Below are 25,748 nucleotides of genomic sequence, written 5' to 3'. Positions count from 1 at the left end.
CCGGACGCCCCCACCCCTTAGTCAACTTCCTGAAAAGAGGGGGTGATGAATTTGTGAGAAACCTCCACCCGTAGAATAGATCGGGCCCATTTTCGGGCCCTGTCCCTTTTTGTCTACCGGAGGTCAATGCGTGCAGGATCCGAACGAAGAGACGTTGAAGCGCCCAGTCGTCGAACGCGAACGATTCGGCGGAACCGACCGGGCCACGAGAATCAGCAGGGACGTCGACCCCGAGAAGCGCGCTCCGATCGACAGCACAGAGATGAGCAAGGGCCCGGAGGAGCTCTCCGACGAACGCGGCTCCCGGGTCAACTGGCGAGTCTTCATCGTCGCCTCCCTCATCATCCTCGCGTTCTCCGTGTGGGCGATGATGATGCCCGACTCGGCTCAGTCGACGATGAAGACTGTCGTGGACTGGATTGCAGAGAACCTCGGCTGGTTCTATGTCGTCACCGTCACCGTCGTCATCGGCTTCGTCCTCTGGGTGGCGCTGTCCAAGGAAGGCAGCGTCAGGCTCGGCCCCGACCACTCTCGTCCGCAGTACAACCTCTTCACCTGGGTCGCCATGCTCTTCGCCGCGGGCGTGGGCATCGACATGCTCTTCTACTCGGTGACCGGACCGATCACCCAGTACCTCGAACCGGTCAACGCCACAGCCGAATCGGCCGCCGCCGCACAGGACGCCGTGGTGTGGACGATGTTCCACTACGGCATCGCCGGCTGGTCGATGTACTCGCTGCTGGGCATGGCCATGGGCTACTTCGCCTACCGGTGGGGCATGCCCCTGTCGATCCGTGCGGTCCTCTACCCGCTGCTGGGCAAGCGCGTGCGCGGAGCCACCGGTGATGTCATCGACATCTTCGCCCTCGTCGGCACCGTCTTCGGTGTGGCCACCTCGATGGGCATCGGCGTCGTCCTGCTCAACGTCGGGTTCGCCACTCTCTTCGGTCTCGAAACCGGACTGGCCCTGCAGATCGCGCTGGTCATCGTGGCCGTCGTCATGACTGTGGCCGCCTGCACCTCAGGCGTGGACAAGGGCATACGCCTCGTCTCCGAGCTCAACCTCTGGTCGTGTGCGGCGATGATGCTCTACATCCTCGTCACCGGCAAGACCGCCTTCCTGCTCAACGCCATGGTCGAGAACATCGGCCGCTTCATCTTCACCCTGCCCGAACGGACGCTGTCGACGTTCGCCTATGTCGACGGCGGATCCGAATGGATGGGCGGCTGGACCCTGTTCTTCTGGGCCTTCTGGCTCGCCTGGGGTCCCTTCGTCGGGCTGTTCCTCGCCCGCATCTCCCGCGGCCGCACGCTGCGTGAGTTCGTCATCGCTGCGATCACTGCCCCCGTGATCTGCGACTTCACCATCGTCTCGATCTTCGGCAACTCGGCGCTGTCCGAGGTCTTCAACGGCAACGACGAGTTCGCGAAGACGGCCATCGCCTCCCCGGAACAGGGCTGGTACGACCTGCTCGAGATGTTCCCGGGAGCGACGTTCCTCATCGGCCTGGCCACTCTGTCCGGACTGCTCTTCTACCTCACAAGTGCGAACTCCGGCGCCATGGTGATGTCGAACTTCTCCTCCTCGATTCCGAATCCGGAAGAGGACGGAGCGAAGTGGCTGCGCATCTTCTGGGCCCTGGTCACGGCAGTGCTCACAATCGCCATGCTCGTCGCCGGCGGCGTAACCACGATGGAGTACGCGACGCTGATCTTCGCCCTGCCGGTGACGATCATCGCCTACCTCGTCATGGCCTCGTTCTCGAAGGTGCTGCGCATGGAGCGCGCCGAACGCGAGGGCCGTATCCGTCGTCGCCGCGCCACTGCCGCCCACGGCGGACGCGCTCCGGAGAAGACCTGGCGTCAGCGCCTGGCGACCCTGCGGTCCTACCCGACGAAGAAATCCGTCGAACGCTTCGTCGCCGAGGTGGTCGGACCGTCCCTGGAGGCCGTGGCCAACGAGTTCCGCGAACTCGGCTACACCGTCGAGCACCTCCAGGCCATGGACGAGGACACCGGCATCACGACGAACACGCTCAATGTCGACATGGGCGAGCAGCGCGACTTCCACTATGAAGCCGCGGCCGTCGAAGCGAATGTGCCGTCGTTCGGTGCCCGCAATGCCCCGCGCGGCGACGACAAGTACCTGCGCATCGAGGTCTTCACCCAGACCGGTTCGGAAGGCTACGACCTCATGGGCTTGAGCTCGCAGCAGATCATCGATGACGTGCTCGACCGGTACGAGAACCACCTGTCGTTCCTCGCCTATTCGCACGAGCACTCCTACCAGTCGGTCGTCACCCCTCCCACACCGCCGACCACGGATTCGATTCCGGCGGTGCCCAAGGATGCCGACGACGTCGAAGAGCTCGAAGCGCCGAAGCACTGAACCATTCCCCACGCCGAGGCGGCCGTGCCCACCCGTGCACAGCCGCCTCGGTGACGGGGTGAGCACAGCGATCGAAGGAGCGGTGACCGATATGGTCACCGCTCCTTCTGCGTCGGGACGGGGAATCTGACCGGGGACCGCTCAGATGTGTCAGGACCGCTACCGGCACACCATCGGTGCCGACCTCGGCGGTGACACAATCGAATCATGGAGTTGAAGAATCCGACCATCGGCAAGATCGTCGTCTTCGGTCTGCTCATTGCCGGCATCGCACTCATCGCCTTCACGTCGACGAATGCAGGAGTCGCATCGAAGCACAGCCCCGACGACTTCGGCGGCGACCCTTATTTGGCGCCGTCCATAATTCTCGGACTTCTCCTTGCCTTGAATGCGGTCGCAATCGCGGCGCTGGCCATCGCCGGCGAAGACGATCATCCCGACCGCGCCGAGGCGGAGCCGCACACTCCACGGCAGCCGGAGTCGTTCACCAGGTTCGTCCGCGCCCCGCTTCCACGAGTCCTCCTCACCGGACCGATCTGGGCCATCTGCTCATTGGTCGCGCTGTTCATCGGCCATACCTATGCCGCAGACCCAGGGGCGCCGGGAACGGTCTGGGGAGACCTCACCGGCAACCCGCTGTCCGCCCTGTCCATCGTGTTCCTCTGCTGGGCGACGGCGAACATGGCCTTCGCCTGGTCGTCACTGGCCGAAGCGTTCAGCCGAGATCGTCGGCCGGTCTCTCTCACGATTCTCACCTGCGGGCTCGGCCTGGGGTGTCTGACGGCCGGTCTCTTCGGTTTCTTCGGACTCGCCACACTTACGACAGTCATCGCTTTTCTGCTCGGCGCGGTCTGTTTCATCGTCTCGACGGCTCTGCTCATCCCGCTCAGATGGTGGGCGATCAGGCGAGTCGACCGTTTCGACTCCGCTGAACGGCCGACTGCCGGCACTCGGCGAAGTCCCGGCCGGTCCGCTCAACCGCCCGAAGACGCCCTCCGACCGGGAGAGCGGATCCTCACCACCTACCTCGGTGAGGTGCCGAATGCCCATGCGAACGGCAGCACCGCCGACCCGCAGATGCTGGTGCTGACTGACCGACGGATCTTTCGCGCCTCAATCATCGCGCCGGGGCGCACATTCGTCCTCGAACAGGCCGAGCCCGGTCAGCTGAGCGGCGGCGCATCGGAACGTCGCAGCAACCACGTGATCACGACGGTGCTCTTCAACGGCCGGCAGCCGATGAGCGTGACAGGCGGCACCGAGGAAGCATCTGGTCGCTTCGCCGAGGCGATCACCGTCCTCGCCCGGACGGGCCGTCTTCCCCGCTGATCCGGCATACTCCTTCGACCAGACTTGTAGTTCCGACGCAACGGATCCGGAACATCTCAGCACCCATGGCTCGCAGAGTTCCTGCGAGGATGGAGGTATGAATAGGGACAGACGCTCTAGGGGCATGACTCTCGTGTTCGGGATCGGATTCGCCGTCTTCGCCTCGATTCCGTTCTTCCTTGCCAATGCCGGTATCAATCCGCTCCGCAAGCATGTGCTCAGAGGCATCAACCCGGACCAGGCGCCGAGCATCGGGATCCTGGTCCTGTTCTTCTTCTCGGCCATCGCCGCCTTCGCCTTCTATGAGGACAAACCGCCCGCTGGCAGCGATGCCGCCCGTGCGCAGCAGGCCGCGGATCCGCATGGAGTGAAACGCAGACAGCCGCCCACCGCTTTCGTCCGGAATCCATGGCCTCGAGTGTTCGCCGTCGGACCGGTATGGGCCGTCTGCGGAGTCATCGCCGCGTTCGTCTGGCACGCCTTCGCTAAGGACTCCGGAATTCCGGGCACTGTCTGGGGTGATCTGACATCGTCCCCGCTGCCGGCCTTCGCCCTGCTCTTCGGACTGTGGGCCACGGTCAACTTCAGCCTCGCCCTCGGAGCGATCGCCGACGCCTTCCACCGCACGCTCTGGGCGATCTTCCTCATCGTCTCTGTGCTCATCGCCATCCTGGCCATCACCATCGGCGTCGTGGCATCGAACATCCTCACGGTGTCACCGCCGGCAGGGCTGGCAGTGGCCGCCATCTGCCTCATCATCACAACGGTCGCACTGATCCCGGCCCGCCTGTTCGCCGTCGCCCGAGCACGCGTCACCAACAGGATCGATGCGGCCCACGAGGCTCGGCTGCAGTCTCTGCTGATGACTCTCGCCCCAAGTGAGAACCTCATGCTCCACTTCGCCGATAGGGATAACCCGACCGGGCAGATTCTCGCCGCCACGAACCAGCGACTCCTCCTGGCCGCACCCACCGGCACCGGAACCGGGTCCGCCCGACCGGGCCCGGTCCGCATCCTCGACCAGGCACATCCCGGACAGCTGCGCGGAGCCAGCACCAAGTTCCGCCCAGCCGGACACACCACCTCGGTGCACTTCCGGGACCGTCCGGACATGGAACTCGTCGGCGGGGACCCGAGCGAGGCAGACACGTTCGCCGAAGCACTGACCGCTCTGGCCACGACGGGACGTCTGCCGCAGGAGGAGGAGACTTAAGCCATGGAACTCAGCCAGGTGGTCGCTCTGCTCACCGCCGGCGACTACACGATCTCCCGTGAGATCATCCAACGCGGCTTCGGCGTGCTCTTCTTCATCGCCTTCGCCTCGGCGTTCAACCAGTTCCCTGCACTCCTCGGCGAGCGCGGACTCACCCCCGCCCCGCGCTTCATCGCTCTGACCTCGGCCCGACAGGCGCCGACGATCTTCCGCTGGAAGCGGTTTGCGTATTCGGACCGGCGACTCCGCCTCGTCTGCGTGGTCGGAATGGTTCTGGCCGCCTCGGCGATCATCGGGCTGCCCCAGGCCGGTCCCGCATGGGTGCCGATCCCGGTGTTCTTAGGCATGTGGGCGCTGTACTTCTCGATCGTGTCGATCGGGCAGCGCTTCTACGGCTTCGGCTGGGAATCGCTGCTGCTCGAGGCCGGATTCCTCGTCGGCTTCCTCGGCTCCCACGAGGTGGCCCCGACGTGGGCGATGATCCTGCTGCTGCGCTGGTTCGTCATCCGCGTCGAATTCGGAGCCGGAATGATCAAGATGCGCGGGGACTCATCCTGGCGCGACCTCACCGCGATGGACTATCACCATCAGACCCAACCGATGCCGAACCCGCTCTCCCGCCGGGCCCACCTCATGCCCGGCTGGTGGCACAGGAGTGAGACGCTGGGCAGCCATATCGTCCAACTCGCCGCGCCGTGGCTGCTGTTCCTGCCCCAGCCGATCGCCTCGTTCGCGGCTGTCGCCATCATCATCACCCAGCTCGCTCTCGTCATCAGCGGCAACTATGCGTGGCTGAACTGGGCGACGATCCTGCTCGCCTGCTCCGGAATCAGCGATACGTTCTGCCGGTGGATCGCGGGCGGCCCGTTCCCCGACTGGGGATGGAATTCCGTGGCCGCGATCGTCACCGATCCCACCGTCACCGAGGCGGCCGGTTCGTCCGCGGGTGCCGGTCCCTCTCAGCCGATGCCCGCGTGGTGGCTGATCATCGTCCTCGTATTCGTCGCGTGGCAGGCCTGGCTGAACGTGCCAGCGCTGCGCAACCTCTTCTCTTCTGGTCAGCTGATGAACGCGAGCTTCAATCGGCTCGGACTCGGCAACGCCTACGGCGCCTTCGGGTCGATGACCGAGACCCGCAACGAGATCATCATCGAAGGGTGGATCGACGACGGAGACGCCCCTGGCACAAGAGCCGACGATCCCGGCCACGATGACGCCGACGCAGGCTGGCGCGAGTATCGGTTCAAGGGCAAACCCGGTGACGTTCTTCGTCGCGGGCCCGTCGTCGCGCCCTATCATCTGCGCCTCGACTGGCTCATGTGGTTCGCCGCGCTCGGCGACTACCGGCAGACGTGGTTCACCGAGCTGCTGCGCGCGATCGGCTCCGGTGATCCGCAGATCCGCCGCCTCATGGGCCCCGACCCCTTCGACGGTGCCGCCCCAGACCTCATCCGCGTCCGCGTCTTCACCTACCGCTATGCCACCCGCGCCGAACGGCAGGCCGCCGTCGCTGCCGGAGAACTGAAGCCGTGGTGGGTGCGCTCGGACCCGCGCATCCTCGTCCGGCCGATAGACTTACGGCAGAGCTGACCGACGATGCGCGCGCTGAAGAGCTGACCACCCATGAACACCCGAAGCCGAGCGCTGTCCCACGGGCTGACCGGTGCTGTTGCCCTCAGCGCCGTGGCGACTGTGGTGTTCTTCGTCGTCAACACCGGCCTGGCCCACACCTCCAGCTCATCGGACGTCGTCATCGATGCTGCCGCGGCCGGACCGCTGACCTTCGCTTTCATCGGACTCACCACCTTCGTGGCGATCATCTTCTTCACAGGATCCGACCGCGGCGAAGGGCTCGAATCCGAACTGAGCGGAGCCCCACGCGGATCTCTCACGCTCTTCACCAAGGATCCGCTCATCACCGTCACGAGCATCGGGCCGCTGTTCGGGCTGTGCTTCAGTCTGGCTGCACTCCTGTGGCGGACATTCGCATCCGCACCCGGCGCTCCCGGAACCGTCTGGGGTGACTTCACGAGCTCACCTCTGCCGTTCGTCGCCTTGTGCACGGCAACCATCGCGTCGACGAACTTCGGTCTGGCAATGGCCGGAGTCACAGTGGCCGTACGCAGCCGCACCGGCTTGGCACTCTGGCTCGTGGCCGGCAACGTCATCCTCGGCATGGGCGCCGGGGCTCTGTTCGCCTGGCTCTCTTTCGCGAACACGGTCAGCGCCGCGGCCATCACCGTGCCGCTCGCAGCGGTCTCCGTCATCATTGTGCTCGGAGCCCGCCGGATGGCCATCAGCAGCGCCGGCGAGGAGAAACTCTCCGCGCGAGCCCGTCGCCGTGGGCCGACTCCGCCGCCCTATGACGCCCTCGACCGAGGCGAGTCCGTGTGGCTGAAGATCGGCAACCGCAATCCGCGCGGTGCCGAGTTCCTCCTCGTCACACCTTCCCGACTGGTCCACACCCGCCCGACGTCCTCAGGAAGCACGGAGATCATCGGCGAGGCGGCACCGAAACAACTGGTCGGGGCGAGCACTCGAGTCGATCACGGGCGAGCAACAGCCATTGTGCAGTTCCGGGATCGACCGGCTTTCCGCCTGTACGGCACCGACCCCGAGGAGGCCGCCGAGTTCACGCGCAGGCTCACCGTCCTCGCCCGGTCGGGGATCCTCCCCGACTGAGGCGCCTCCTCGGCGAGGTGATTCTCCGTTCTGAAACGGGACGTCAGTGACGCCGATTCGAGGCCGCCTCGGCGACGGTCAGTCGACACCGAGGGCGAGCAGAACGATGAGGACGATGTTGAGGACGATGATGAGCGCCGAGGCGGCCGCCGCACTGACCGTGATCCACCGGGAGTTCGCGAATTCGCCCATCACCCGGCGGCTGCTCGTGAGCCTGACCAGGGGGATCATCGCAAACGGGATGCCGAGGCTGAGCACGACCTGGCTGAGCACGAGCGCCCAGGTCGGGTCGACGCCGATGGCGAGAACGATGAGCGCGGGGATCATCGTGAACGCGCGCTGCCACACGATCGGGATGTTCACCCGCAGCAGGCCCTGCATGATCGAAGCGCCCGCATAGGATCCGACGGCGCTCGAGGCCAGTCCCGAGGCGAGGAGTCCGATGCCGAAGAAAAGGCCGACGACCTCGCCGAGGTTGACCGTGACGACCGCGTGTGCGCCTTCGATGGTGTCGGTGCCGGTCTGCCCGCGCAGCGCTGCGGCGGCCAGGAGCAGCATGGCGATGTTCACGGAGCCGGCGATGACGAGGGAGAGCACGACGTCCCAGCGGCTGGCGCGCAGCAGCTGCCCGGTCGAGGCGGTCGCATTGTCACGATGACGATCGACCGAAAGCGCCGAATGGAGGTAGATCGCATGGGGCATGACGGTGGCACCGAGCATGCTCGCTGCCAGCACCACGGAGTTCGTGCCTTCGAGCCGCGGCACGATTCCACCTGCGGCTTGCCCCCAATTCACATCCCCGACGAACAGGCCTGCTAGAAAGCCGATGGCGATGATGACCAGGAATCCGATGATGACGAATTCGAAGGGACGCTGACCGCGAGTGGATTGGATCGACAGCAGGAACAGCGACACCACCCCGACGATTAGTCCGCCGAGCAAGAGCGGCAAATCGAAGAGGATCTTCAGTGCGATCGCGCCGCCGATGACTTCGGCGAGATCGGTGGCGATGGCGACGACCTCGGCCTGCCCCCAGTATGCGAGGCGGGACCTCTTCCGAAGGCGATCACCGAGGATGCCCGACAGCGACTGCCCGGAGACGAGCCCGAGTTTCGAGGATAGGTATTGGACGAGAACGGCGATGAGGTTCGCGGCCACGAGCACCCAGACGAGCAGGTACCCGTACTCCGCACCGGCGGTGAGGTTGGCCGCGACGTTGCCCGGATCGACATACGCGATGGCCGCGACGAAGGCCGGGCCGAGGAGCACTGCCGTGGAGATCTTCTTCCGGCCGTGCTTCTTCAGCCCGCGCTCGCGGGTGCGCACCGATGAGGAATCGACGTTCATAAAGTTAAGGTACATTAACTTTCCCGTTGCGGGCAACACCTCACCGGGTCTGGAAAGTGAACACGGAAGGGCTTAGGGTTCGAGCATGGTCAGTGAACACGTTCAGCTGAGGTCCGGCAAGCGCCGGCAGACCGAGGAACGGATCATCGGTGCCGCCGCCGAGCTGTTCCTCGAACATGGTTTCAAGGCCACGACCATTCGGGCAGTCGCGAAAACTGCCGAGGTGTCGGTGGGCAGAGTGATGTCGGTCGGTGATAAGGACGTCATCCTCGTCCGGTGCTTCGATCGGTGGATCGGGCAGCTGCAGAACGGGAGGTACACGCCACCGGCGCGACGCACGAGCCTGTCGCGTCGGGAAACGAACGCCGGCGCAACAACGGGCCCGCCCCGACCATCCTCGGCGGTGCAGCGTCATCTGCTCGAACTCTTCCTGCCCTTCCTCGAATTCTTCGCCGAACACGAGGATCTGTCCCGCGACTATGCGGCGGCGATGATGCGAGTCAAGGGCGAGCCGGAGGTGTTCAACGCTCTCGCCGTGGACCTGCAGAGCCGCCTGAGCGAGTCACTGGTCTCGATCGGGATCAATGAGGACCACGCACGGGCCAGCGCCGCGGCTCTCTACGATTCCTACCTGGGCATCCTCTTCCGGTGGGCGGCGACGACGATGGGTCTCGACGACGCCGTCGAGGCGATGCTCGCGAGCATCGTCTTCCATACGAGAGTCAGGAGCTCGCTGTGACGCTCCTGCCCGAACCGGTCTGGCCGGTTATCGTCCTCGCGGTCATCGTCTTCGGCGACGGCCTGCTCACCTTCCGTCCCCCGCGGGCGATCGCCGCCTGCCTCGACGGGGTCGGCTTCCCGCGGGAGTGGTGGTGGGTACTCGCCGTCGTGAAGTTCCTCGCCGCAGCAGGCCTGGTGACGGGGATCTGGATTCCCGGGCTCGGCGCAGCAGCCGCGGCGGGCCTCGTCGTCTACTTCCTCTGCGCCGCTGCCGCTCACCTGCGAGCGAGGTATGTCGGTCGGGATTTCTGGCTCAATTGTCTGGGAATGCTCGTCGTCTGCATCGCGGTGCTCGTGTTCTGCTTCCTCTGAATATCCCATGTCTCAGTCCGGAGAATTCTTCTCCCACATCCCGCACCTCGATCCCGTTTTGGCCTAGAGTCGAAGTACGGCACCGGTGCCTCCTTCGGCGCTGAGCCGTCCGGCAGAATTGCTGACCTGCTCGGTGATGGTGCCGAGCCACCCGGCAGAGGAGTGTGCACATGCCCGAATATGCCGACAGCAGTCGCACGCGCGACGAGACTCCCCATGAACGCCACGAGCGATGGGCCTGGATCCATGAGACGGCGGCGATGACCGGGTGGGATTTCTCCCCACTGGCCGGCCGCCTCGTCGCCGATGATCCGCCGTGGGACTTCGATCAGATCTGCCTCGATGCGATGGCCGAGTCGAGCAGATGCCTCGACATGGGCACGGGAGGCGGCGAGCGCCTCAGCGAACTCATCGATCGGCTCGACGAGGCCAGGCCTCCCGGCGAACCGTCGCCGACGATCTCCGCGGCCGAAGGGTGGGAGCCCAATGTTCCCCTGGCCGCCTCGACGCTGCAGGACTATGGCGTCGAGGTCACCCGGTACGACAGTGAGCATCACCCGGAGATGCCGTGGGGCGACGGTGAGTTCGACCTCGTGATGAATCGACACGAAAGCTATGACCTCGCCGAAGTGGCCCGTGTCCTCTCCCCGGGCGGGCTGTTCCTCACCCAGCAGGTCGACGGCACGGAGGCGCAGGAGTTCCGCGACCTCTTCGGCGGCGGGGTGGGCGATCTGCACCAGCAGCTCGAGCCGTGCGTCAGCGACGCCGAGAGTCAGGGTCTGTCGATCGAGGCGGCTCGCAAATGGCAGGGCACGATGCGCTTCACCGACGTCGAGGCGGTCATCGAGTACCTCGCCTATATTCCGTGGGACGTTCCCGGGTTCGCCGTCAGGTCCAACCTCGATGTCCTCAGACGCCTGGCCGAATCGAGTGAGCCGATCACCGTCACCCAGAAGAGATTCCTCATCGTCACCCGCAAACCCTGACTCGCGCTGCCTGCAGGGTGGTTTTCCCGACCCCACTCTTGGGATAGCAGGGTGGGGCGCCGCCTTTCTGCGTCGATAGCGTCGAAGCATGACTTCGACGGACTTCTCGTACCCCCAGCCCACCGACGATGAGCTCGCGGCACAGCAGCCCCGAGTCCCCGCCCCTCCCGTCCATCCCGTCTATGCCTCGCCGCGGCCCGACGATCTGGCTGATGCGCACAACGGCGTCAACACTCGAATGGATGGCGCCGCCTCGGTAAAGTCGCCGGCGCTGGGCAAGGTGGCCGTGGCGCTCTCGATCGTCGCCATGGCCCTGAGCCTGGCCGCCTCGGTGATCCTGGGCGTGACCGTCGGGCCGTCCGAGGCCGCGTCCGGCTACTACTTCACGGACACACCGGATTGGTATCAGACCCTGGCGACCGTTCTCGTCGGAGTCCAGGGCCTGTGCACCTGCTTAGGTCTCACAGGCATCATCCTCGGCATCACGGCCGCGGTCACCGGGCGGGGCCGAACACCCGGCATCATCGCCATCGCGATTGCAGCGATCGCCCCGTTCGTCTCATTCGGCACATTCGTCGCCCTCGCCTTCATCGCCGCCTGATTTCCTGGCGCGCGCCTCTCCCGACTTCGCCGAAAAACGGGCTGAGCGCCGAAGAACGCGTGTGCGCATGCGTTTCTCGACACTCACCCCGTTTTTCGGCGAACTGTCCGAAATTATCTACGGTGCCAGACGATCCGGGTCAACGATATTCCGGAGCCGATCGCGGAATAGAATGAGGGGATGACGACCTTGCCGCTGACCCCCGCCTCGGCGGATCATGGGCGCCTGAACTGCGGTTATTTCGAGCGCGGGGAATGCCGTTCCTGCGCGCTCATCGAGACGCCTTATGGGCAGCAGATCACGGACAAGGAAACCTGGTGCCGCGAGATCCTCGCCGAGGCAGCTCCACGTGTGTGGCTGCCGACCTTCGCCGGCGGGGCACGGGATTTCAGGAATCGGGCGAAGCTCGCCGTCGGCGGGTCGGCCAGGCACATCACCTTGGGCATCCTCGATCAGGAGTTCCACGGGGTCGATCTGCGTGATTGTGGAATTCAGGCCCCGGCGATCCGTGCGGTGATTCCGGTGCTTGCGGACTTCCTCGATGGCACCGGGCTCGAGCCCTATGATGTCGCAGCGCGCAGGGGTGAGTTGAAGTTCGTCCATGTCACGGCGGCGCCGTCGGGCGAGCTGATGATCCGGTTCGTCGTCCGCACTCAGCACGGTCTCGATGTGCTGCGGTCGCGGAAAGGGCCGCTCTTCGAGCTCATTCCCGCCGCGTCCGTGGTGTCGGTGAATCTGCTGCCCGAGCACAAGGCGGTTCTCGAAGGCAACCGGGAAGAGATGCTCCGCGGCGAATCGCTGCGGATGAACCTCGATCGGGTGGATCTGCACTTGCGGCCACAGAGTTTCTTCCAGACGAATACCGCTGTCGCCATCGGGCTCTACAACCAAGTGGCCGAGTGGGTGGACGCTGTCGAGGCCTCGAACCTGTGGGACCTCTACTGCGGCGTCGGAGGGTTCGCGCTCTACTGCGCGTCACCATCGCGCCTGGTCACCGGCGTGGAGGTGAGCGAGCAGGCGATCGAGTCGGCGAAGGTCAGTGCAGCCGAGCTCGGCATCGACGCTCGGTTCCTCGCCGGCGATGCCACGGAGTTCGCCGAGGAGAACCTGGCGGCATCAGTCAGCTCGACCAGCACAGTCGATGCTGACGGCCCAGTGGGCTCGGTCGACGGCCACGGTTCGACCGGCATTGCCGGCGCCGAACGACCGGACTGCGTGATCGTCAATCCGCCTCGGCGAGGGATCGGAGCACGTCTGTCGGCAGCACTGGAGAACTCCGGCGTCGAGCACATCGTCTACTCGAGCTGCAATCCCGTCACTCTGGCGAAGGATCTCGCCCGGATGCCTGCCTACGAGGTCGCCCTGGCACGGATCTTCGACATGTTCCCGCACACGAAGCACCTCGAGATCGCAGTCCTGCTCCATCGGCGGTGAGGGCGCGCCCTACTTGAATCAATAGTCCATCCCCATAGCTGCACGGACCTCCGCCAATGTCGCGTCAGCGATGGCATTGGCGCGCTCGTTGCCATTCGCGAGTATTCGATCAACCGTCGTCGGGTCCGCACCAAGTTCTCGCCGGCGCGCACGATGGTCGGAGAGGAATTCGTTCACCGCCTCTGTGGCCAGGGATTTGAGCGCGCCCGCACCGGATTCTCCGACCTCCGAAGCTATATCTTCCGGCTCGGCACCTGTGCAGACTGCCGTGGTCACCAAAAGTGCCGAAATCCCCGGCCGCCCCTGGGGGTCATAGGTGATCTGTCGTTGAGAATCTGTCTGGGTCTTGCGAATGACGGCGGCAGTCTCATCAGCGCTCATTCCCAACGAGATGGCATTTCCATAGCTCTTCGACATCTTTCGCCCATCGAGGCCAGGAAGCTCGGGAGTCTGCGTCAGCATTGCGTCCGGTTCGCGGAAAACTCCGCCGTATCGTTCGTTGAATCTGCGCGCGATGGTCCGGGTGATCTCGACGTGCGGAAGATTGTCTTTGCCTACCGGCACCAAGTTGCCTTTACAGAAAAGGATGTCCGCAGCTTGGTGAACAGGGTAGGTCAGCAGCAGTCCGCTCAACGGGCGCTCTGAGGCGGCAAGCTCTGACTTCACAGTTGGGTTTCGCCGAAGCTCACTGTCCGAGACCAGGCTGAGGAAGGGCAGAAGGAGCTGGTTCAGGGCAGGTACGGCCGAGTGGGTGAAGATCGTTGTCCGTGTGGGGTCGATACCGGCCGAGACGTAGTCCTTGATCGCCTCGCGGACGTTGTTCTTCACATTCGCCGAGGTGTCCCTGTCCGTGATCACCTGGTAGTCGGCGAGGACGATGAAGGTCTCGACTCCACGATTCTGCAGGCTGACTCTCTCGAGGATCGAGCCGAAGAGATGGCCGAGATGAAGCGGGCCAGTCGGACGCTCGCCCGTGAGCATTCTGTACTTGTCCGGCTGCGTTTCGACCTCACTGCGGAGCTGGGACATTCGTGCGAGTGTGGCGGAATAGGAATCCATGTGTGATCTCCCGATTGTGCGGTGATGCGGTCAGAGTTGCACGGGTAGCACAGAAGGATCCACAGAAGTTGCGGGCTGCCATGCAGCCCGCGGGTATGCGTCAGTCGGCTGCTGTGAGGAGCAGCCACCACCAATTGAGTCCGGAATTGCGCATGCCAACACTCTACCTCTTGGAGAAGCCACCTGGAGCACAAGTGCACGGCCGACAGCGTGAATGCGCACGTCAGTCGAATCCTGAAGGTGCCTTACCCCAGACCACGTTCGCGACAGCTGTTCCGCTTCGAGCCGGCGGATTGTATGCTCGGTGACGATGACCGGACAGGCGAACAGCCGCTCACGGATCGGTAACCCGGTCGATAGTTGAGCCGCAGAGGTCACGAGCGTTCTGCTCGCGGCCCACCTCATGATGAAGCCCATTTCTCAATTCTCAGTTCACCATGCCCGAAAACGTCTCGGGCGATCAGCGAATCAGAAACCTTCTGAAAAGGAACTTCATCATGTCAGCAACTTTCAACCACACCATCGTCGCCGCAGCCGATCCAGCCGCCTCGGCGCAGTTCTATGTCGATATCCTTGAGGCCGAGCACACCCAGTCCTGGGGACGGTTCGCCAACATCATGCTCTCCGGCGGGGTCATGCTCCAGTTCGCCTCTCCCCCGCCTGGGTACGACATCCTGCCCGTGCACATGGCCTTCCTCTGCCCGGACGATCACTTCGGTCGAGCCCTTGACCTGCTGAAACAGCGCGAGCTTGACTACTGGGCGGACCCACAGCGCACTCGCCCGCAGGAGACGAACACCGAGCACGGGGGTCGCGGTGTCTACTTCCTCGACCCGTCGGGAATGTATCTCGAGCTCATCACTCGTCCATACCTCTGAGCAGCTGCTGCCCCTCGCCGACCGATCGAGCCAGCGTCCACTGCTCGCCGCATAACTCGGCACAGCGACGACAACTCGAGCGGTCGGCGGGGCCCGGCAGCGTCAGTACTCCACCGCGAGAAGACTCACACTCTGCTGTTGCCGCGCTCATACATGTGGCGATTCGGCGGCGAGCGCATAGACTCGTCAGTCGCACGGCCCCACGAACGACCCAGTTCGCGGGGCCTGTTGTGTAATCTGCCCGATCCCACCCGCTGAACCGACGATTGCTCATGCCCGCCACCGAGGCGGCTGTGATTCCGGAGACCACGATGACGATGCTGAACTCACCCACCCCCGAACCCGCAAGCGGCACTGCAGGCGGTTCCGACCGCTCAACCGCGTCCGCTTCCTCGAGCGGGTCAGACGACCCTCCCCCTGCCGGCGGGGCCGGATCCGCACTTGATACGGCCGACTCCCCCACGGCACCCGATGCAGCCCCACACTCCAACCGAGTGGGGAAAGTCTTTGTATGCTCGGTCGCCGTCGTCATCGCCTTCATGGTGTGGGCGACAATCGCACCCGATGCGCTCTCTGACATCATGACGCGAGCCATGACGACAGTGTCCACCGGATTCGGCTGGATCTACCTCGTCGTTCCGTTCGCCGCGATCGCGATGCTCGTGTCGTTCGCCGCCAGTCGATTCGGTCGCCTCCGCCTCGGCTCGCAGGACTCGCGTCCCGAATACCGCACGATCACCTGGCTCGCGATGATCCTCGCAGCTGTGATGGGAATCGGCCTGGTCAGCTACGGAGTGGCCGAACCGATGTCGCACTTCGTGACCCCGCCCCACGGACTGGCCGAGCCGGAGACCATGGACGCGGCGATCCGCGCAATGCAGTTCTCCTACCTCGACTGGGGCTTCCAAGCCTGGGCGATCTTCGGCGTATTCGGACTGGCGATCGGCTACTCCACCCACAGAAAGGGCCGACCGGCACTCGTATCCACGATGCTGCGCCCCGTCCTCGGCCGCTTCGTCGACGGCTGGGTCGGCAACTTCATCGACATCCTCACCATCATCGCCACACTCTTCGGGACGACGACGTCCCTGGGGCTCGGCGCCTCGCAGATCGGCGAGGGACTCAACACCGTCCTCGGCGTCGATTCCACCATCGTCATGCAGATCATCGTCATCACCGTGCTCACCCTCCTCTTCACCGGTTCGGCACTGACCGGAGTGAGCCGAGGCATCAAGTACATCTCGCAGATCACGCTGACCATGGCGACTCTGCTGGGGCTGTTCGTCTTCATCACCGGACCCAGCGGCTTCGTCTCCAACCTGTTCGTCCGGTCCGTCGGAGCCTTCGCCGGAGACTTCATCGAACTCAGCTTCATGACACCCACGAATGCCGAAGACAGCGAATGGATGCTCGGCTGGACCTACTTCATGATGGCGTGGTGGCTGTCCTGGAGCGCCTTCGTCGGCATCTTCCTGGCCAAGATCTCGAAGGGCCGGACCATCCGGGAATTCGTCGCCGGAGTCCTTCTCGTTCCCAGCGCCGTGTTCTTCATCTGGTTCACCGTCATGGGCGGTTCGGCGATCAAGTTCGACATGGACGGGGCCCGAATCGGTGACGCCACTCAGGACAATCTCGATACCGCGTTCTTCAGCCTCCTCGATCAGCTGCCGTTGTCCATGCTCGCCTCGGTCTTCACGATCATCATGGTCATCCTGTTCTTCGTCTCCTCCGCAGACTCGAACACCTTCGTGCTCAGCTCGCTGTCCTCACGCGGGTCCTTCGCTCCCCGACGTCCCGTGATCGCGACCTGGGGCTTCCTCACCGGAGGCTGCGCGGTCGTCCTACTCCTCGTCGGCGGACTGCAGGCCCTGCAGCAGGCGGCGATGCTCTCAGCGGTTCCGTTCACCGTCATCGTGGTCGTCCTCGGCATCGCGCTGATCAAGGAGCTGCGCAGCGATCACCAGATCGTCGAGGAGGTCGCGCGCGAGCGACGAGTCCTCGGGCTCTGACGCTCGGCCCGACCGCGCCGAAAAGTCGGCGCAAGCGGACCGGACACATTCACCGCAGCTTGGCGGTCACCTCGGCGGCGGCGGCCTTGACCTGGTCGACGATCGGATCGGTGTCCTCGGGCAGGGTCTCGGTGACGAACGAGAGGCCGATGGCCGCGATCGGGCGACCCAACACGTCGAACACCGGTGCCGCGAGCGTCGAGATCCCGGGCGTGACTTCGCCGTGTTCGATCGCGGTGCCGGTCCGTCGCTCCTGAGCGAGCACCGCGTTGAGCGCCTTCACCGAGGTCGGGCCCTTGCCCGTGCGCGTAACGAACTCGGTCTCTGACTGCAGCATCGCGAGCACTTCGGACTTCGGCAGCTGAGCGAGGATCGCCCGCCCGGTCGCCGTGAGGTAGCTGGGCATGCGCACGCCGGTGGCGGTGATGACCGCGACGGATTTCAGGGACTGCTCCTTGAGCACGTACTCCGTCTCCCAGCCGCGGATCACGGCCAACTGCGCAGTCGTCGCAGCATCCTCGGCGAGCTGCCGGACGATCGGCTGCGCCAACCGCTGCAAGGGGTTCGTCCGCAGGTAGGACGCCCCGAGCTCGTGCACGCCGGCTCCGAGCATATACCCGGATTCGGTGCGCGCCACGAGCCCGAGCTCCTCCAACACGGCGAGGATGTCATACGCACTCGACCGCGGGATCTCGAGCGACCGGACCAGGGCGCCGGCCGTGATCGATCGGTTCGACGAGGCCATATGCCGCAGGATCGCGATCGCCCGCCGCAGTGCGGGAACCTCAGCCACGACTCAGCGCTCCATCTCCAACGCGGCGAAAGCCTGCGCGTAGAGTTCGGCGATATCGCCGAGCTCGGTGTGCACTCCGTCGCGCACGCGGACCTTCCCGCCGCTGACGGTCAGATGCACATCGCTCGCGCTGGCCGTGAGGATGATCTGCTCGCCCAGTGACCCCATGGTGCGCATGCTGTCGGTGCGCACAGCCACGAAGTCGCACGCCTTCCCGACCTCGAGCGCACCGACCGGAAGGTCGAGACTGCGCGCCCCGCCTTCGGTAAGCGCGGTGATGAGTTCGGTCGGAGAGAACCGTCCGCGTTGCCCCGAGCGCAGCCGCTCCCCTGCCTCGAGTCCTTGGGTCTCCCGCAGTGCGTCGAGGACGACGTGCTGGTCGGAGCCGAGTGAGATCACAGCTCCGGCGTCGGCGAGTTCACGGGCCGGGCCGATGCCGTCGGCGAGGTCCGCCTCGGTGCACGGGCACATGACTATCGTCGACCGGGAGCCGCCGAGGATCGCGATGTCCTCCCCGCTCAGGTGGGTAGCGTGGACGGCCGAGAGCCGGTCGTCGACGACCCCCGAGCGCGCGAGAACCTCGGTCGGGGTGGCTCCGTACGCCTCCTGGGAGGCTTCGTTCTCCGCCGGCTGCTCGGACAGGTGGACGTGCACGGGCCCGGGCAGTTCGGTGAACCGCTGCAGATTTGCCGCCGGGACCGCACGAATCGAATGGATCGCGGCTCCCACGTGGACGAAGCTCTCACCTGGGGTCTCAACGGGAAATTCGTCGGCAAAGGCGCCGATGAGGCCGGCATGCCGGTCCAGGTATCCGTCGATCGTGCCGTCGCCGAATCGGGCCTGTTCGGCCGAGAGTTCGGAGTCGATGCCGCCGGTGAGGTAGCAGGTGTCGAGGAGTCGGATACGGATCCCCGCCGAGGCGGCCGCCCGTGCCAGCGCCCGTTCCATGGCGTGGGCGCGAGGTTCGGCATCGTCGTTCGCATCCCCACGGGGACGCTCGGTGCCGTACGGCGTTCCGTCCTGCGCGTGGTGAACGTAGTGGAATTCGCCCACCGAGGTGTAGCCGCCGGCGAGCATCTCGGCGAACACTGCGCGCGCCACGGTCTCGTAGGCCTGCGGGTCGAGTTTCGCGGCGACGGAGTACATGACTTCGCGCCAGGTCCAGAAGGTGCCGCCGTCGCCGTGGGTGCGACCGCGCAGCATCCGATGGAAGGCATGGGAGTGGGCGTTGACTCCGCCGGGCAGGACGAACCCGGACACCGCCTCGGCGTCGGACGGAGCGGTGTCGATCCCGGTTTCGACGGCGGTGAGCGTTCCGGTGTCGTCGGCGCTCAGCAGGACTCCGTGAGCAACGGCTCCGTCGATCCAGGCGGATTCGCACCAGTAGCGGGTGCTCATCGCGCAGCTCCTGTCGTCGGGCCTGCCGCATTGCCGTCGGCCAGGGCGTTCTCGATGCCGAGTTCGCAGGCGAGCACCTTGACGAGCGCATCGACTCCGGCCCTCTGGTCGTCGACCTCGCAGGCCTCTTCGGGAGCGTGGGAGACGCCGGTCGGGTTGCGGACGTAGAGCATCGCCGAAGGCACATGGGGTGCGAGGATGCCCGCATCGTGGCCGGCGCCCGAGGGCAGCAGCGGAGCGTCCGGCAACGCCGAGGTCAAGCGGGAGTTGAGATCGGCGGTGAAGTGAGTCGTCGGCGAGTAGGACTCCTGCGAGATCGTCACCTCGACACCTGAATCGGAGCCATGGTCCTGGGCGCGGTGGCTGATCGCCTCGAGCACCTGCTTGACGACCGCGTCGTCAGGGTGGCGGATGTCGAGCCAGAAACTCATGGCCGAGGCAATGACGTTCGTCCCGCCCGGGTGGATGAGAGTGCGCCCCACGGTCGCCACGGCAGTCGCGTCAGTGGCGGCCGCTAGGGTCGGGATATCCCCGATCACACGAGAGGCCGCGACCACCGGGTCGGCGCGATGGCTCATCGGCGTCGTCCCGGCGTGGTTGCCCTGGCCGGAGAAGGCGAAGTGCCAGCGACCGTGGCCGATGATCGAGGAGCCGATGGCGACGGCCTGATCGGTGTTGATCAGACCGACGCCCTGTTCGACATGGAGTTCGATGAAGGAACCGATTCCGGCCAGCCGAGACTGGTCACGCCCGATCCGATCCGGATCGAGGCCATAGCCACGGGCGACGTCGGCGAAAGTATCACCGGCGGCGTCCTTGAGGCCGAGCGCGCGGTCAGCGTCGATGGCACCGGTGAGCAGCCGCGAACCGAGGCAGGCGACGCCGAAGCGTGAACCTTCCTCTTCGGGGAACACAGCCAGCCCGAAGGGCCGGGTGGACTGTTCGAGTGCGCCGGAGTCCTTGAGAACGTCGAAGGCCGCCAGCGCCGAGGCGACACCGAGAGGACCGTCGAACTCGCCGCCGCCGGGCACCGAGTCGAGGTGGGAACCGGTGACGACGGCGTTCGCACCTTGCGGGGTGGCCCAGGCCCACGTGATTCCGTTGGCGTCGATCTCGGTATCGAGACCGCGGCGGGCCGCCTCGGCGAGGAACCACTCACGCAGCTCCCGTTCGGTGTCCGAGAATCCGGGCCGCTGGTAGCCCGGACCGCGGGTGTCGCGGCCGGTGTCCTCGATCTGGCTCAGCAGCGAGACGACATCGCTCATTGTCAGTTCACTCCGTTCGAAATCGGTCGGGTCCGGTCGATGGCCGGCTCCGGTGCGGACGAGCCGCGGGGCGGGGCAGACGACTGTGTGAGACCGGCCCCTGCCCGGTGTCAGTCCTGGTGGGTGGTGGCTGCTGAGGTGCCCGAAGCCTCGGCGGCGGCTTCGAGGTTACCCAGCGCAGTGAACTCGGGATCGTTGACGGCCGGTCCGCCGTCTTCCGGCTGCCAGGTTCCGGCGGCGGAGGTGACGGTGTGGGTCAGCGGTGCGACCGACTCGGCGGTTGCGACCAGCGTTCCGTCCTTGACGTTCGCGATGGTCTCGGCGAGTTCGGGCGAGAGGAACCGGTCAGGGCCGGGTCCGGGAACGGTTTCACGGATCTTCGCGATCACGGCTCCGGTCACCGGCGCCGGTGCAGAATCGCGCATATCGCAAGCACGGGAGGCGGCATAGAGTTCGATGCCGACGACGGAGGCGAGGTTGTCGACGACCTTGCGCAGCTTGCGTGCGGCCGACCAGCCCATGGACACGTGGTCTTCCTGCATGGCCGAGGACGGGATCGAGTCGACCGAGGCCGGAGTCGCGCCGCGCTTGGCCTCGGAGACCATGGCCGCCTGTGTGTAGTGGGCGATCATCAGTCCCGAATCGACGCCGGCGTCATCGGCGAGGAATGGAGTGAGGTTCTGGTTGCGCGCGACATCCATCATCCGGTCGGTGCGGCGTTCGGACATCGAGGCGACGTCGGCGGCGACGATGGCGAGGAAGTCCAGGGCGTGGGCCAGCGGTGCACCGTGGAAGTTGCCGTTCGAGGACACCATTCCATTGGTGAGCACGACGGGATTGTCGATGGCTGCGCGCAGTTCGCGTTCGGCGACTCCGGTGGCGAAGGCGACGGCGTCGCGGGCGGCACCGTTGACCTGCGGGGCGCAGCGCATCGAATAAGCGTCCTGGACGAGGTGGGTGGAGTCGCGGTGGCTGGCGGTGATGCCCGAGTCCTTGAGCGCGGCGAGCATGTTCGCGGCCGAGGCGGCCTGACCGTCGTGCGGGCGCAGCGCGTAGTGGAGTTCGGGGGCGAAGACGGCGTCGGTGCCGAAGAGTCCTTCGATGCTCATGGCCGCGGACACGTCGACGGCGGTGAGCAGGTTCTCCAGGTCGGTCAGGGCCATGATGAGCATGCCCAGCATGCCGTCGGTGCCGTTGACGAGCGCAAGACCTTCCTTCTCGGCCAGGGTGACCGGGGTGATTCCGGCCCTTGCGAGGATCTCGTCGGCCGGTCCCGCCACTCCGTCGGGCCCTTCGGCCACGCCTTCGCCCATGACGACGAGGGCACACGCCGACAGGGGCGCGAGGTCGCCGGAGCAGCCGAGTGATCCGTATTCGTGGACGACCGGGGTGATTCCGGCGTTGAGCAGGTCGACGTAGGTCTGGAGGACTTCGGCGCGGACGCCGGCCCGACCGGTGGCGAGTGTCCGGGCGCGCAGCAGCATCAGCGCCCGCACGACTTCGCGTTCGACGGGCTCGCCGACGCCGGCGGCGTGGGAGCGGATGAGCGATTTCTGCAGCTGGGTGCGCAGTTCGGCGGGGATGTGGCGCTGGGCGAGCGCACCGAATCCAGTCGAGACTCCGTAGACGGGCTTCTCCGCCTGAGCGAGGGCGTCAATGGCCTCGCGGTACTTGTTCACCCGGGCCAGAGTGGCTTCGGACAGGGAGACCTTTGCGTCGCGGCGGGCGACGTCGACCACCTCGGCGAAGGTCAGCGTATCGGGGTCGAGATCGATGAATGTGGTCATGAAGAGCCTTTCCTTGTGTTCGTCGTGGATGAAGTTCAGTCGCGGGATCGGTTGTCGACGATGAGCTCACCGCCGGAGTAGACCCTCTCGACCAGCTGCACACCGGGCCGGTAAGCCAGGTGGCGGTAGCTGGGTGCGTCGAGGATGGCCAGGTCGGCGCGGGCCCCCACTCCGAGGTGGCCGACATCGGTGCGCTGCAGGGCGTTGGCCCCGCCCGCTGTCGCTGCCCACACCGCCTGTTCGACGGTGAAGTGCATGTCCCGGACGCCGATGGCGATGACGAAGGGCATGCTGTTGGAGAACCCTGACCCGGGATTGCAGTCGCTGGCGATCGCCAGCGATACTCCCGCGTCGACGTAGCGGCGGGCGTCGGGGTAGGGCTGGCGGGTGGAGAATTCGATGCTCGGCAACAGGGTGACGACGGTGCCCGCCTCGGCGAGGATCTCAAGGTCCTCATCGGAGGCGAAGGTCGCGTGGTCGACGGACACGCAGCCGAGTTCGGCGCCGAGCTTGAGCGCCCCTCCCTCGGTGAGCTGGTTGGCGTGCAGCCGCGGTTTCATTCCGACGGCCTTGCCGGCTTCGATAATCCGCCGGGTCTGATCCTCGGTGAAGGCACCGGTTTCGCAGAACACGTCGATCCACTTCGCTTTGCCTTCGGCTGCTGGGATGATCTCGTCGATGACGAGGTCGACGTAGCGTTCCGGCTCGTCCTTGAACTCCGGGGGGACGACGTGGGCGGCGATGAGCGTCGATTCCTCGGTGTGCCGGTTGATGATGTCGAGGGCCTGGATCTCGTCGGGCACGGTCAGCCCATAGCCGGACTTGATCTCGAACGTCGTCGTTCCCTGCCGCTTGGCCTGATCGAGTAGGTGGACGAGGTTCGCCTCGAGCTCAGTCTCGGTGGCGGCTCGGGTCGCGGCCACGGTAGTGGCGATGCCCCCGGCCGAGTACTTCTGCCCGGCCATCCGGGCCGCGAATTCCTCGGACCGATCGCCGGCGAAGATGAGGTGGTTGTGGCTGTCGACGAAGCCGGGGATGACGGCTTTCCCACCGAGGTCGATCGTCTCAAGTCCGCCGAGGTCATTCGCCGAGGTGACTTCCCCGTTGGCGATGTCATCGTCGTTGAGCTTTGATCCAGCCCCCTCACCGAGGCGGCTCGATACCGCGGTGTCCGCCTCAGCGGACGGTCCCGACCAGATGATCCGACCGTCGTCGATGAGCAGCGCTGCATCGGTGATGACACCCAGCTCGCCGAGGGTGTCGAGGTCGTTGACGACGAGTTCGCTGATCCCGGTGAATAGCTGCATGACGGTCGGCCCTTTCCGATCGAGAATGATTCCCTCTCAGTATGGACCGCACGATGGCGGGGCAGAACCTCTCCCGCAGATAATTGTCCGATATTTCGGACCATCGTCTTCGATGATCCGAGCCGGGCTGCGCACCCTGCTGCTCGTTGTCACCAACTTCCAGCGGCACAGCAAAAGGCAGGGAGCCCAGTTTTGATACTGGGCTGCCTGCCTTTTTGTGAGCTATTCAGTTAGCGCGTCCGGCGGATTCCTCTTTCGGTACACCCTGCTCTGAAATGCACACCGAAGAACGTGAGCCTTTCAGAGCAGGGTGAGCCGAAGAGACTGCGACGTCGAACGTATGCCCGTCGACGCGGCGACTCCAACTGCTTACTGTGCGGCAGATTCCTCGTCGCGCTTGTCGAGCTCGGGGATCATCGGCACGCGCTGGCCACGCTCTTCAGCGACCTCGGAGGCGCGGTCGTAGCCGGCGTCGACGTGGCGGATGACGCCCATGCCCGGGTCATTGGTGAGCAGGCGGGCGAGCTTCTTCGCGGCCAGTTCGGTGCCGTCGGCCACGGAGACCTGACCGGCGTGGATGGAGCGGCCGATGCCGACGCCGCCTCCATGGTGGATCGACACCCAGGTAGCACCCGAGGAGGTGTTGACCAGGGCGTTGAGCAGCGGCCAGTCGGCCACGGCGTCTGTGCCGTCGAGCATGGATTCGGTCTCGCGGTAGGGGCTGGCGACGGACCCGGAGTCGAGGTGGTCACGGCCGATGACGATCGGGGCCGAGATCTTGCCTTCGGCGACGAGCTGGTTGAACAGCAGGCCGGCCTGATGGCGTTCCTTGTAGCCGAGCCAGCAGATGCGTGCCGGCAGACCTTCGAACTCAACGTATTCGTTGGCGGCGTCGAGCCACGTGTGGAGGTGTTCGTTCTCCGGGAAGAGTTCCTTCAGCGCCTGGTCGGTGACTTCGATGTCCTTCGGGTCGCCGGACAGTGCCACCCAGCGGAAGGGTCCGAGTCCTTCGCAGAAAAGAGGACGGATATAGGCGGGGACGAATCCGGGGAATTCGAAGGCGCGATCGTATCCGGCCTTGCGAGCTTCGTCGCGGATCGAGTTGCCGTAGTCGAAGACCTCGGCGCCGCGGTCCTGGAATTCGACCATGGCTTTCACATGCTTGGCCATGGACTCCTCGGCGCGGATGGTGAATTTCTCGGCGTCCTGGTCGGCTTCGTCGTGCCATTCGTCGACGCTCACGCCGATCGGCAGGTAGGACAGCGGGTCGTGCGCGGAGGTCTGGTCGGTGACGATGTCGACCTCGGCCGCCTCGGGGCGGTCGAGGATGAGCGGGAGGATCTCGGCGGCGTTGCCGACGAGTCCGACCGACAGTGCCTGCTTGTTCTTCTTGGCTTCGATGACCTTGGCCAGTGCGGTGTCGAGGTCGGTTTCGACCTCGTCGAGGTAGCGCTTACCCTTGCGGCGGTCGAGGCGGGTCTTGTCGACGTCGATGATGAGGCAGGCGCCGCCGTTGAGGGTCACGGACAGCGGCTGGGCTCCGCCCATGCCGCCGCAGCCGGCGGTGATGGTCAGGGTGCCGGCCAGGGTGCCGTCGAAGCGCTTGCGGGCGATGGCGCCGAAGGTCTCATAGGTGCCCTGGAGGATGCCCTGAGTGGCGATGTAGATCCAGGATCCGGCGGTCATCTGGCCGTACATCATCAGGCCCTCGGCCTCGAGCTCGCGGAAGTGCTCCCAGTTGGCCCAGTCGCCGACGAGGTTGGAGTTCGCGATGAGCACTCGAGGCGCCCATTCGTGGGTGCGCATGACGCCGACGGGTTTGCCGGACTGGATGAGGAGGGTTTCGTCGTCCTCGAGGTCGTCGAGGGTGCGCACGATTGCGTCATATGCTTCCCAGGAGCGGGCTGCGCGGCCGGTGCCGCCGTAGACGACGAGGTCTTCGGGACGCTCGGCGACCTCGGGGTCGAGGTTGTTCATGAGCATGCGCTTGGGCGCTTCGGTCTGCCACGACTTCGCGGTGATCTCGGTTCCGCGGTCGGCGCGGATGACGCGGGACGGGTCGTGCTGAGTGAACGACGGCTTGGTGGTCATGGGATTCTCCTTGTCGCTGTGTCCGACGAGGCGGATGTTTGGCTGCCGCTTCGCCGTCGCGCCGAGGTGTCGACTCCCCTGCGCTGTC

General features: G+C 65.4%; 20 protein-coding genes. 12 read left to right on the top strand and 8 right to left on the bottom strand.

The window, feature by feature from the left end; translation table 11 throughout:
* Nucleotides 1-130: 130 nt before the first annotated feature.
* From betT to SB749_RS06775, 5 genes are all read left to right on the top strand, one after another.
* Nucleotides 131-2,389 (top strand): choline BCCT transporter BetT, encoded by a 2,259-nt coding sequence (betT, locus tag SB749_RS06795; protein ID WP_410709661.1) that lies wholly within the window; start codon nt 131-133, stop codon nt 2,387-2,389.
* Nucleotides 2,390-2,596: 207 nt separating this feature from the next.
* Complete coding sequence (locus tag SB749_RS06790) at nt 2,597-3,718, top strand: hypothetical protein (protein ID WP_410709660.1); 1,122 nt, start codon at nt 2,597-2,599, stop codon at nt 3,716-3,718.
* A 124-nt stretch (nt 3,719-3,842) separates the two neighbouring features.
* A complete protein-coding gene (locus tag SB749_RS06785; RefSeq protein ID WP_410709659.1) occupies nt 3,843-4,931 on the top strand; it encodes a hypothetical protein in 1,089 nt (362 codons plus the stop codon).
* A gap of 3 nt (nt 4,932-4,934) precedes the next feature.
* On the top strand, nt 4,935-6,521 hold the full coding sequence (locus SB749_RS06780) for a lipase maturation factor family protein (RefSeq protein ID WP_410709658.1): 1,587 nt from the start codon (nt 4,935-4,937) through the stop codon (nt 6,519-6,521).
* A gap of 33 nt (nt 6,522-6,554) precedes the next feature.
* On the top strand, nt 6,555-7,613 hold the full coding sequence (locus SB749_RS06775) for a hypothetical protein (RefSeq protein WP_410709657.1): 1,059 nt from the start codon (nt 6,555-6,557) through the stop codon (nt 7,611-7,613).
* 78 nt (nt 7,614-7,691) lie between these two features.
* Here SB749_RS06775 and SB749_RS06770 read toward each other — a convergent pair whose 3' ends face one another.
* Entirely contained in the window at nt 7,692-8,960 is a 1,269-nt protein-coding gene (locus tag SB749_RS06770) for an Nramp family divalent metal transporter (RefSeq protein ID WP_410709656.1), read from the bottom strand.
* A gap of 85 nt (nt 8,961-9,045) precedes the next feature.
* Between SB749_RS06770 and SB749_RS06765 the strand changes: the two genes are divergently transcribed.
* The 5 genes from SB749_RS06765 (at nt 9,046) to SB749_RS06745 (ending at nt 13,073) form a co-directional block, all read left to right on the top strand.
* A complete protein-coding gene (locus SB749_RS06765) occupies nt 9,046-9,699 on the top strand; it encodes a TetR/AcrR family transcriptional regulator (RefSeq protein ID WP_410709655.1) in 654 nt (217 codons plus the stop codon).
* Nucleotides 9,696-10,052: a DoxX family protein gene (locus tag SB749_RS06760; protein ID WP_101545914.1), complete on the top strand. Its 357-nt coding sequence runs from the start codon at nt 9,696-9,698 to the stop codon at nt 10,050-10,052. The genes SB749_RS06765 and SB749_RS06760 overlap by 4 nt, the downstream gene beginning before the upstream one ends.
* 170 nt (nt 10,053-10,222) lie before the next feature.
* Nucleotides 10,223-11,038, top strand: coding sequence for a class I SAM-dependent methyltransferase (locus SB749_RS06755; RefSeq protein WP_410709654.1), 816 nt, complete (start codon nt 10,223-10,225; stop codon nt 11,036-11,038).
* 88 nt (nt 11,039-11,126) lie between these two features.
* The gene (locus tag SB749_RS06750; protein WP_167193545.1) at nt 11,127-11,639 is read left to right on the top strand and encodes a hypothetical protein; all 513 of its coding nucleotides are present in this window, start codon (nt 11,127-11,129) and stop codon (nt 11,637-11,639) included.
* A gap of 180 nt (nt 11,640-11,819) precedes the next feature.
* Nucleotides 11,820-13,073 (top strand): methyltransferase domain-containing protein, encoded by a 1,254-nt coding sequence (locus tag SB749_RS06745; protein WP_410709653.1) that lies wholly within the window; start codon nt 11,820-11,822, stop codon nt 13,071-13,073.
* A gap of 18 nt (nt 13,074-13,091) precedes the next feature.
* On the opposite strand, the gene trpS is transcribed toward SB749_RS06745, so the two are convergent.
* Entirely contained in the window at nt 13,092-14,132 is a 1,041-nt protein-coding gene (gene trpS / locus SB749_RS06740; protein ID WP_135810029.1) for a tryptophan--tRNA ligase, read from the bottom strand.
* A gap of 497 nt (nt 14,133-14,629) precedes the next feature.
* Between trpS and SB749_RS06735 the strand changes: the two genes are divergently transcribed.
* Together SB749_RS06735 and SB749_RS06730 are read left to right on the top strand one after the other, a co-directional pair.
* Nucleotides 14,630-15,010, top strand: a complete 381-nt coding sequence (locus SB749_RS06735) for a VOC family protein (protein ID WP_410709652.1) — start codon at nt 14,630-14,632, stop codon at nt 15,008-15,010.
* 272 nt (nt 15,011-15,282) lie between these two features.
* Complete coding sequence (locus SB749_RS06730; RefSeq protein ID WP_410709651.1) at nt 15,283-17,019, top strand: BCCT family transporter; 1,737 nt, start codon at nt 15,283-15,285, stop codon at nt 17,017-17,019.
* A 49-nt stretch (nt 17,020-17,068) separates the two neighbouring features.
* Here the strand turns inward: SB749_RS06730 and SB749_RS06725 are convergent, their stop codons facing one another.
* The 6 genes from SB749_RS06725 to hutU form a co-directional block, all read right to left on the bottom strand.
* Nucleotides 17,069-17,812: an IclR family transcriptional regulator gene (locus SB749_RS06725; protein ID WP_410709650.1), complete on the bottom strand. Its 744-nt coding sequence runs from the start codon at nt 17,810-17,812 to the stop codon at nt 17,069-17,071.
* Between the two features lie 3 nt (nt 17,813-17,815).
* Nucleotides 17,816-19,210, bottom strand: a complete 1,395-nt coding sequence (locus tag SB749_RS06720; RefSeq protein WP_410709649.1) for a formimidoylglutamate deiminase — start codon at nt 19,208-19,210, stop codon at nt 17,816-17,818.
* Nucleotides 19,207-20,475, bottom strand: coding sequence for an allantoate amidohydrolase (locus SB749_RS06715; RefSeq protein ID WP_410709648.1), 1,269 nt, complete (start codon nt 20,473-20,475; stop codon nt 19,207-19,209). The genes SB749_RS06720 and SB749_RS06715 overlap by 4 nt, the downstream gene beginning before the upstream one ends.
* Before the next feature lie 110 nt (nt 20,476-20,585).
* Nucleotides 20,586-22,262, bottom strand: coding sequence for a histidine ammonia-lyase (gene hutH, locus SB749_RS06710; protein ID WP_410709647.1), 1,677 nt, complete (start codon nt 22,260-22,262; stop codon nt 20,586-20,588).
* A gap of 35 nt (nt 22,263-22,297) precedes the next feature.
* Nucleotides 22,298-23,569, bottom strand: a complete 1,272-nt coding sequence (gene hutI / locus SB749_RS06705; RefSeq protein WP_410709646.1) for an imidazolonepropionase — start codon at nt 23,567-23,569, stop codon at nt 22,298-22,300.
* A gap of 369 nt (nt 23,570-23,938) precedes the next feature.
* On the bottom strand, nt 23,939-25,660 hold the full coding sequence (gene hutU, locus SB749_RS06700) for a urocanate hydratase (protein ID WP_135810019.1): 1,722 nt from the start codon (nt 25,658-25,660) through the stop codon (nt 23,939-23,941).
* Nucleotides 25,661-25,748: the final 88 nt, after the last annotated feature.

Origin of the sequence: Brevibacterium sp. SIMBA_078, from assembly GCF_046534565.1 — a bacterium.
In the GTDB taxonomy this organism is placed as follows: Bacteria; Actinomycetota; Actinomycetes; order Actinomycetales; family Brevibacteriaceae; genus Brevibacterium.
The sequence above is the reverse complement of the archived record's forward strand: the minus strand, read 5'-3'. Positions and strand labels throughout refer to the sequence as shown.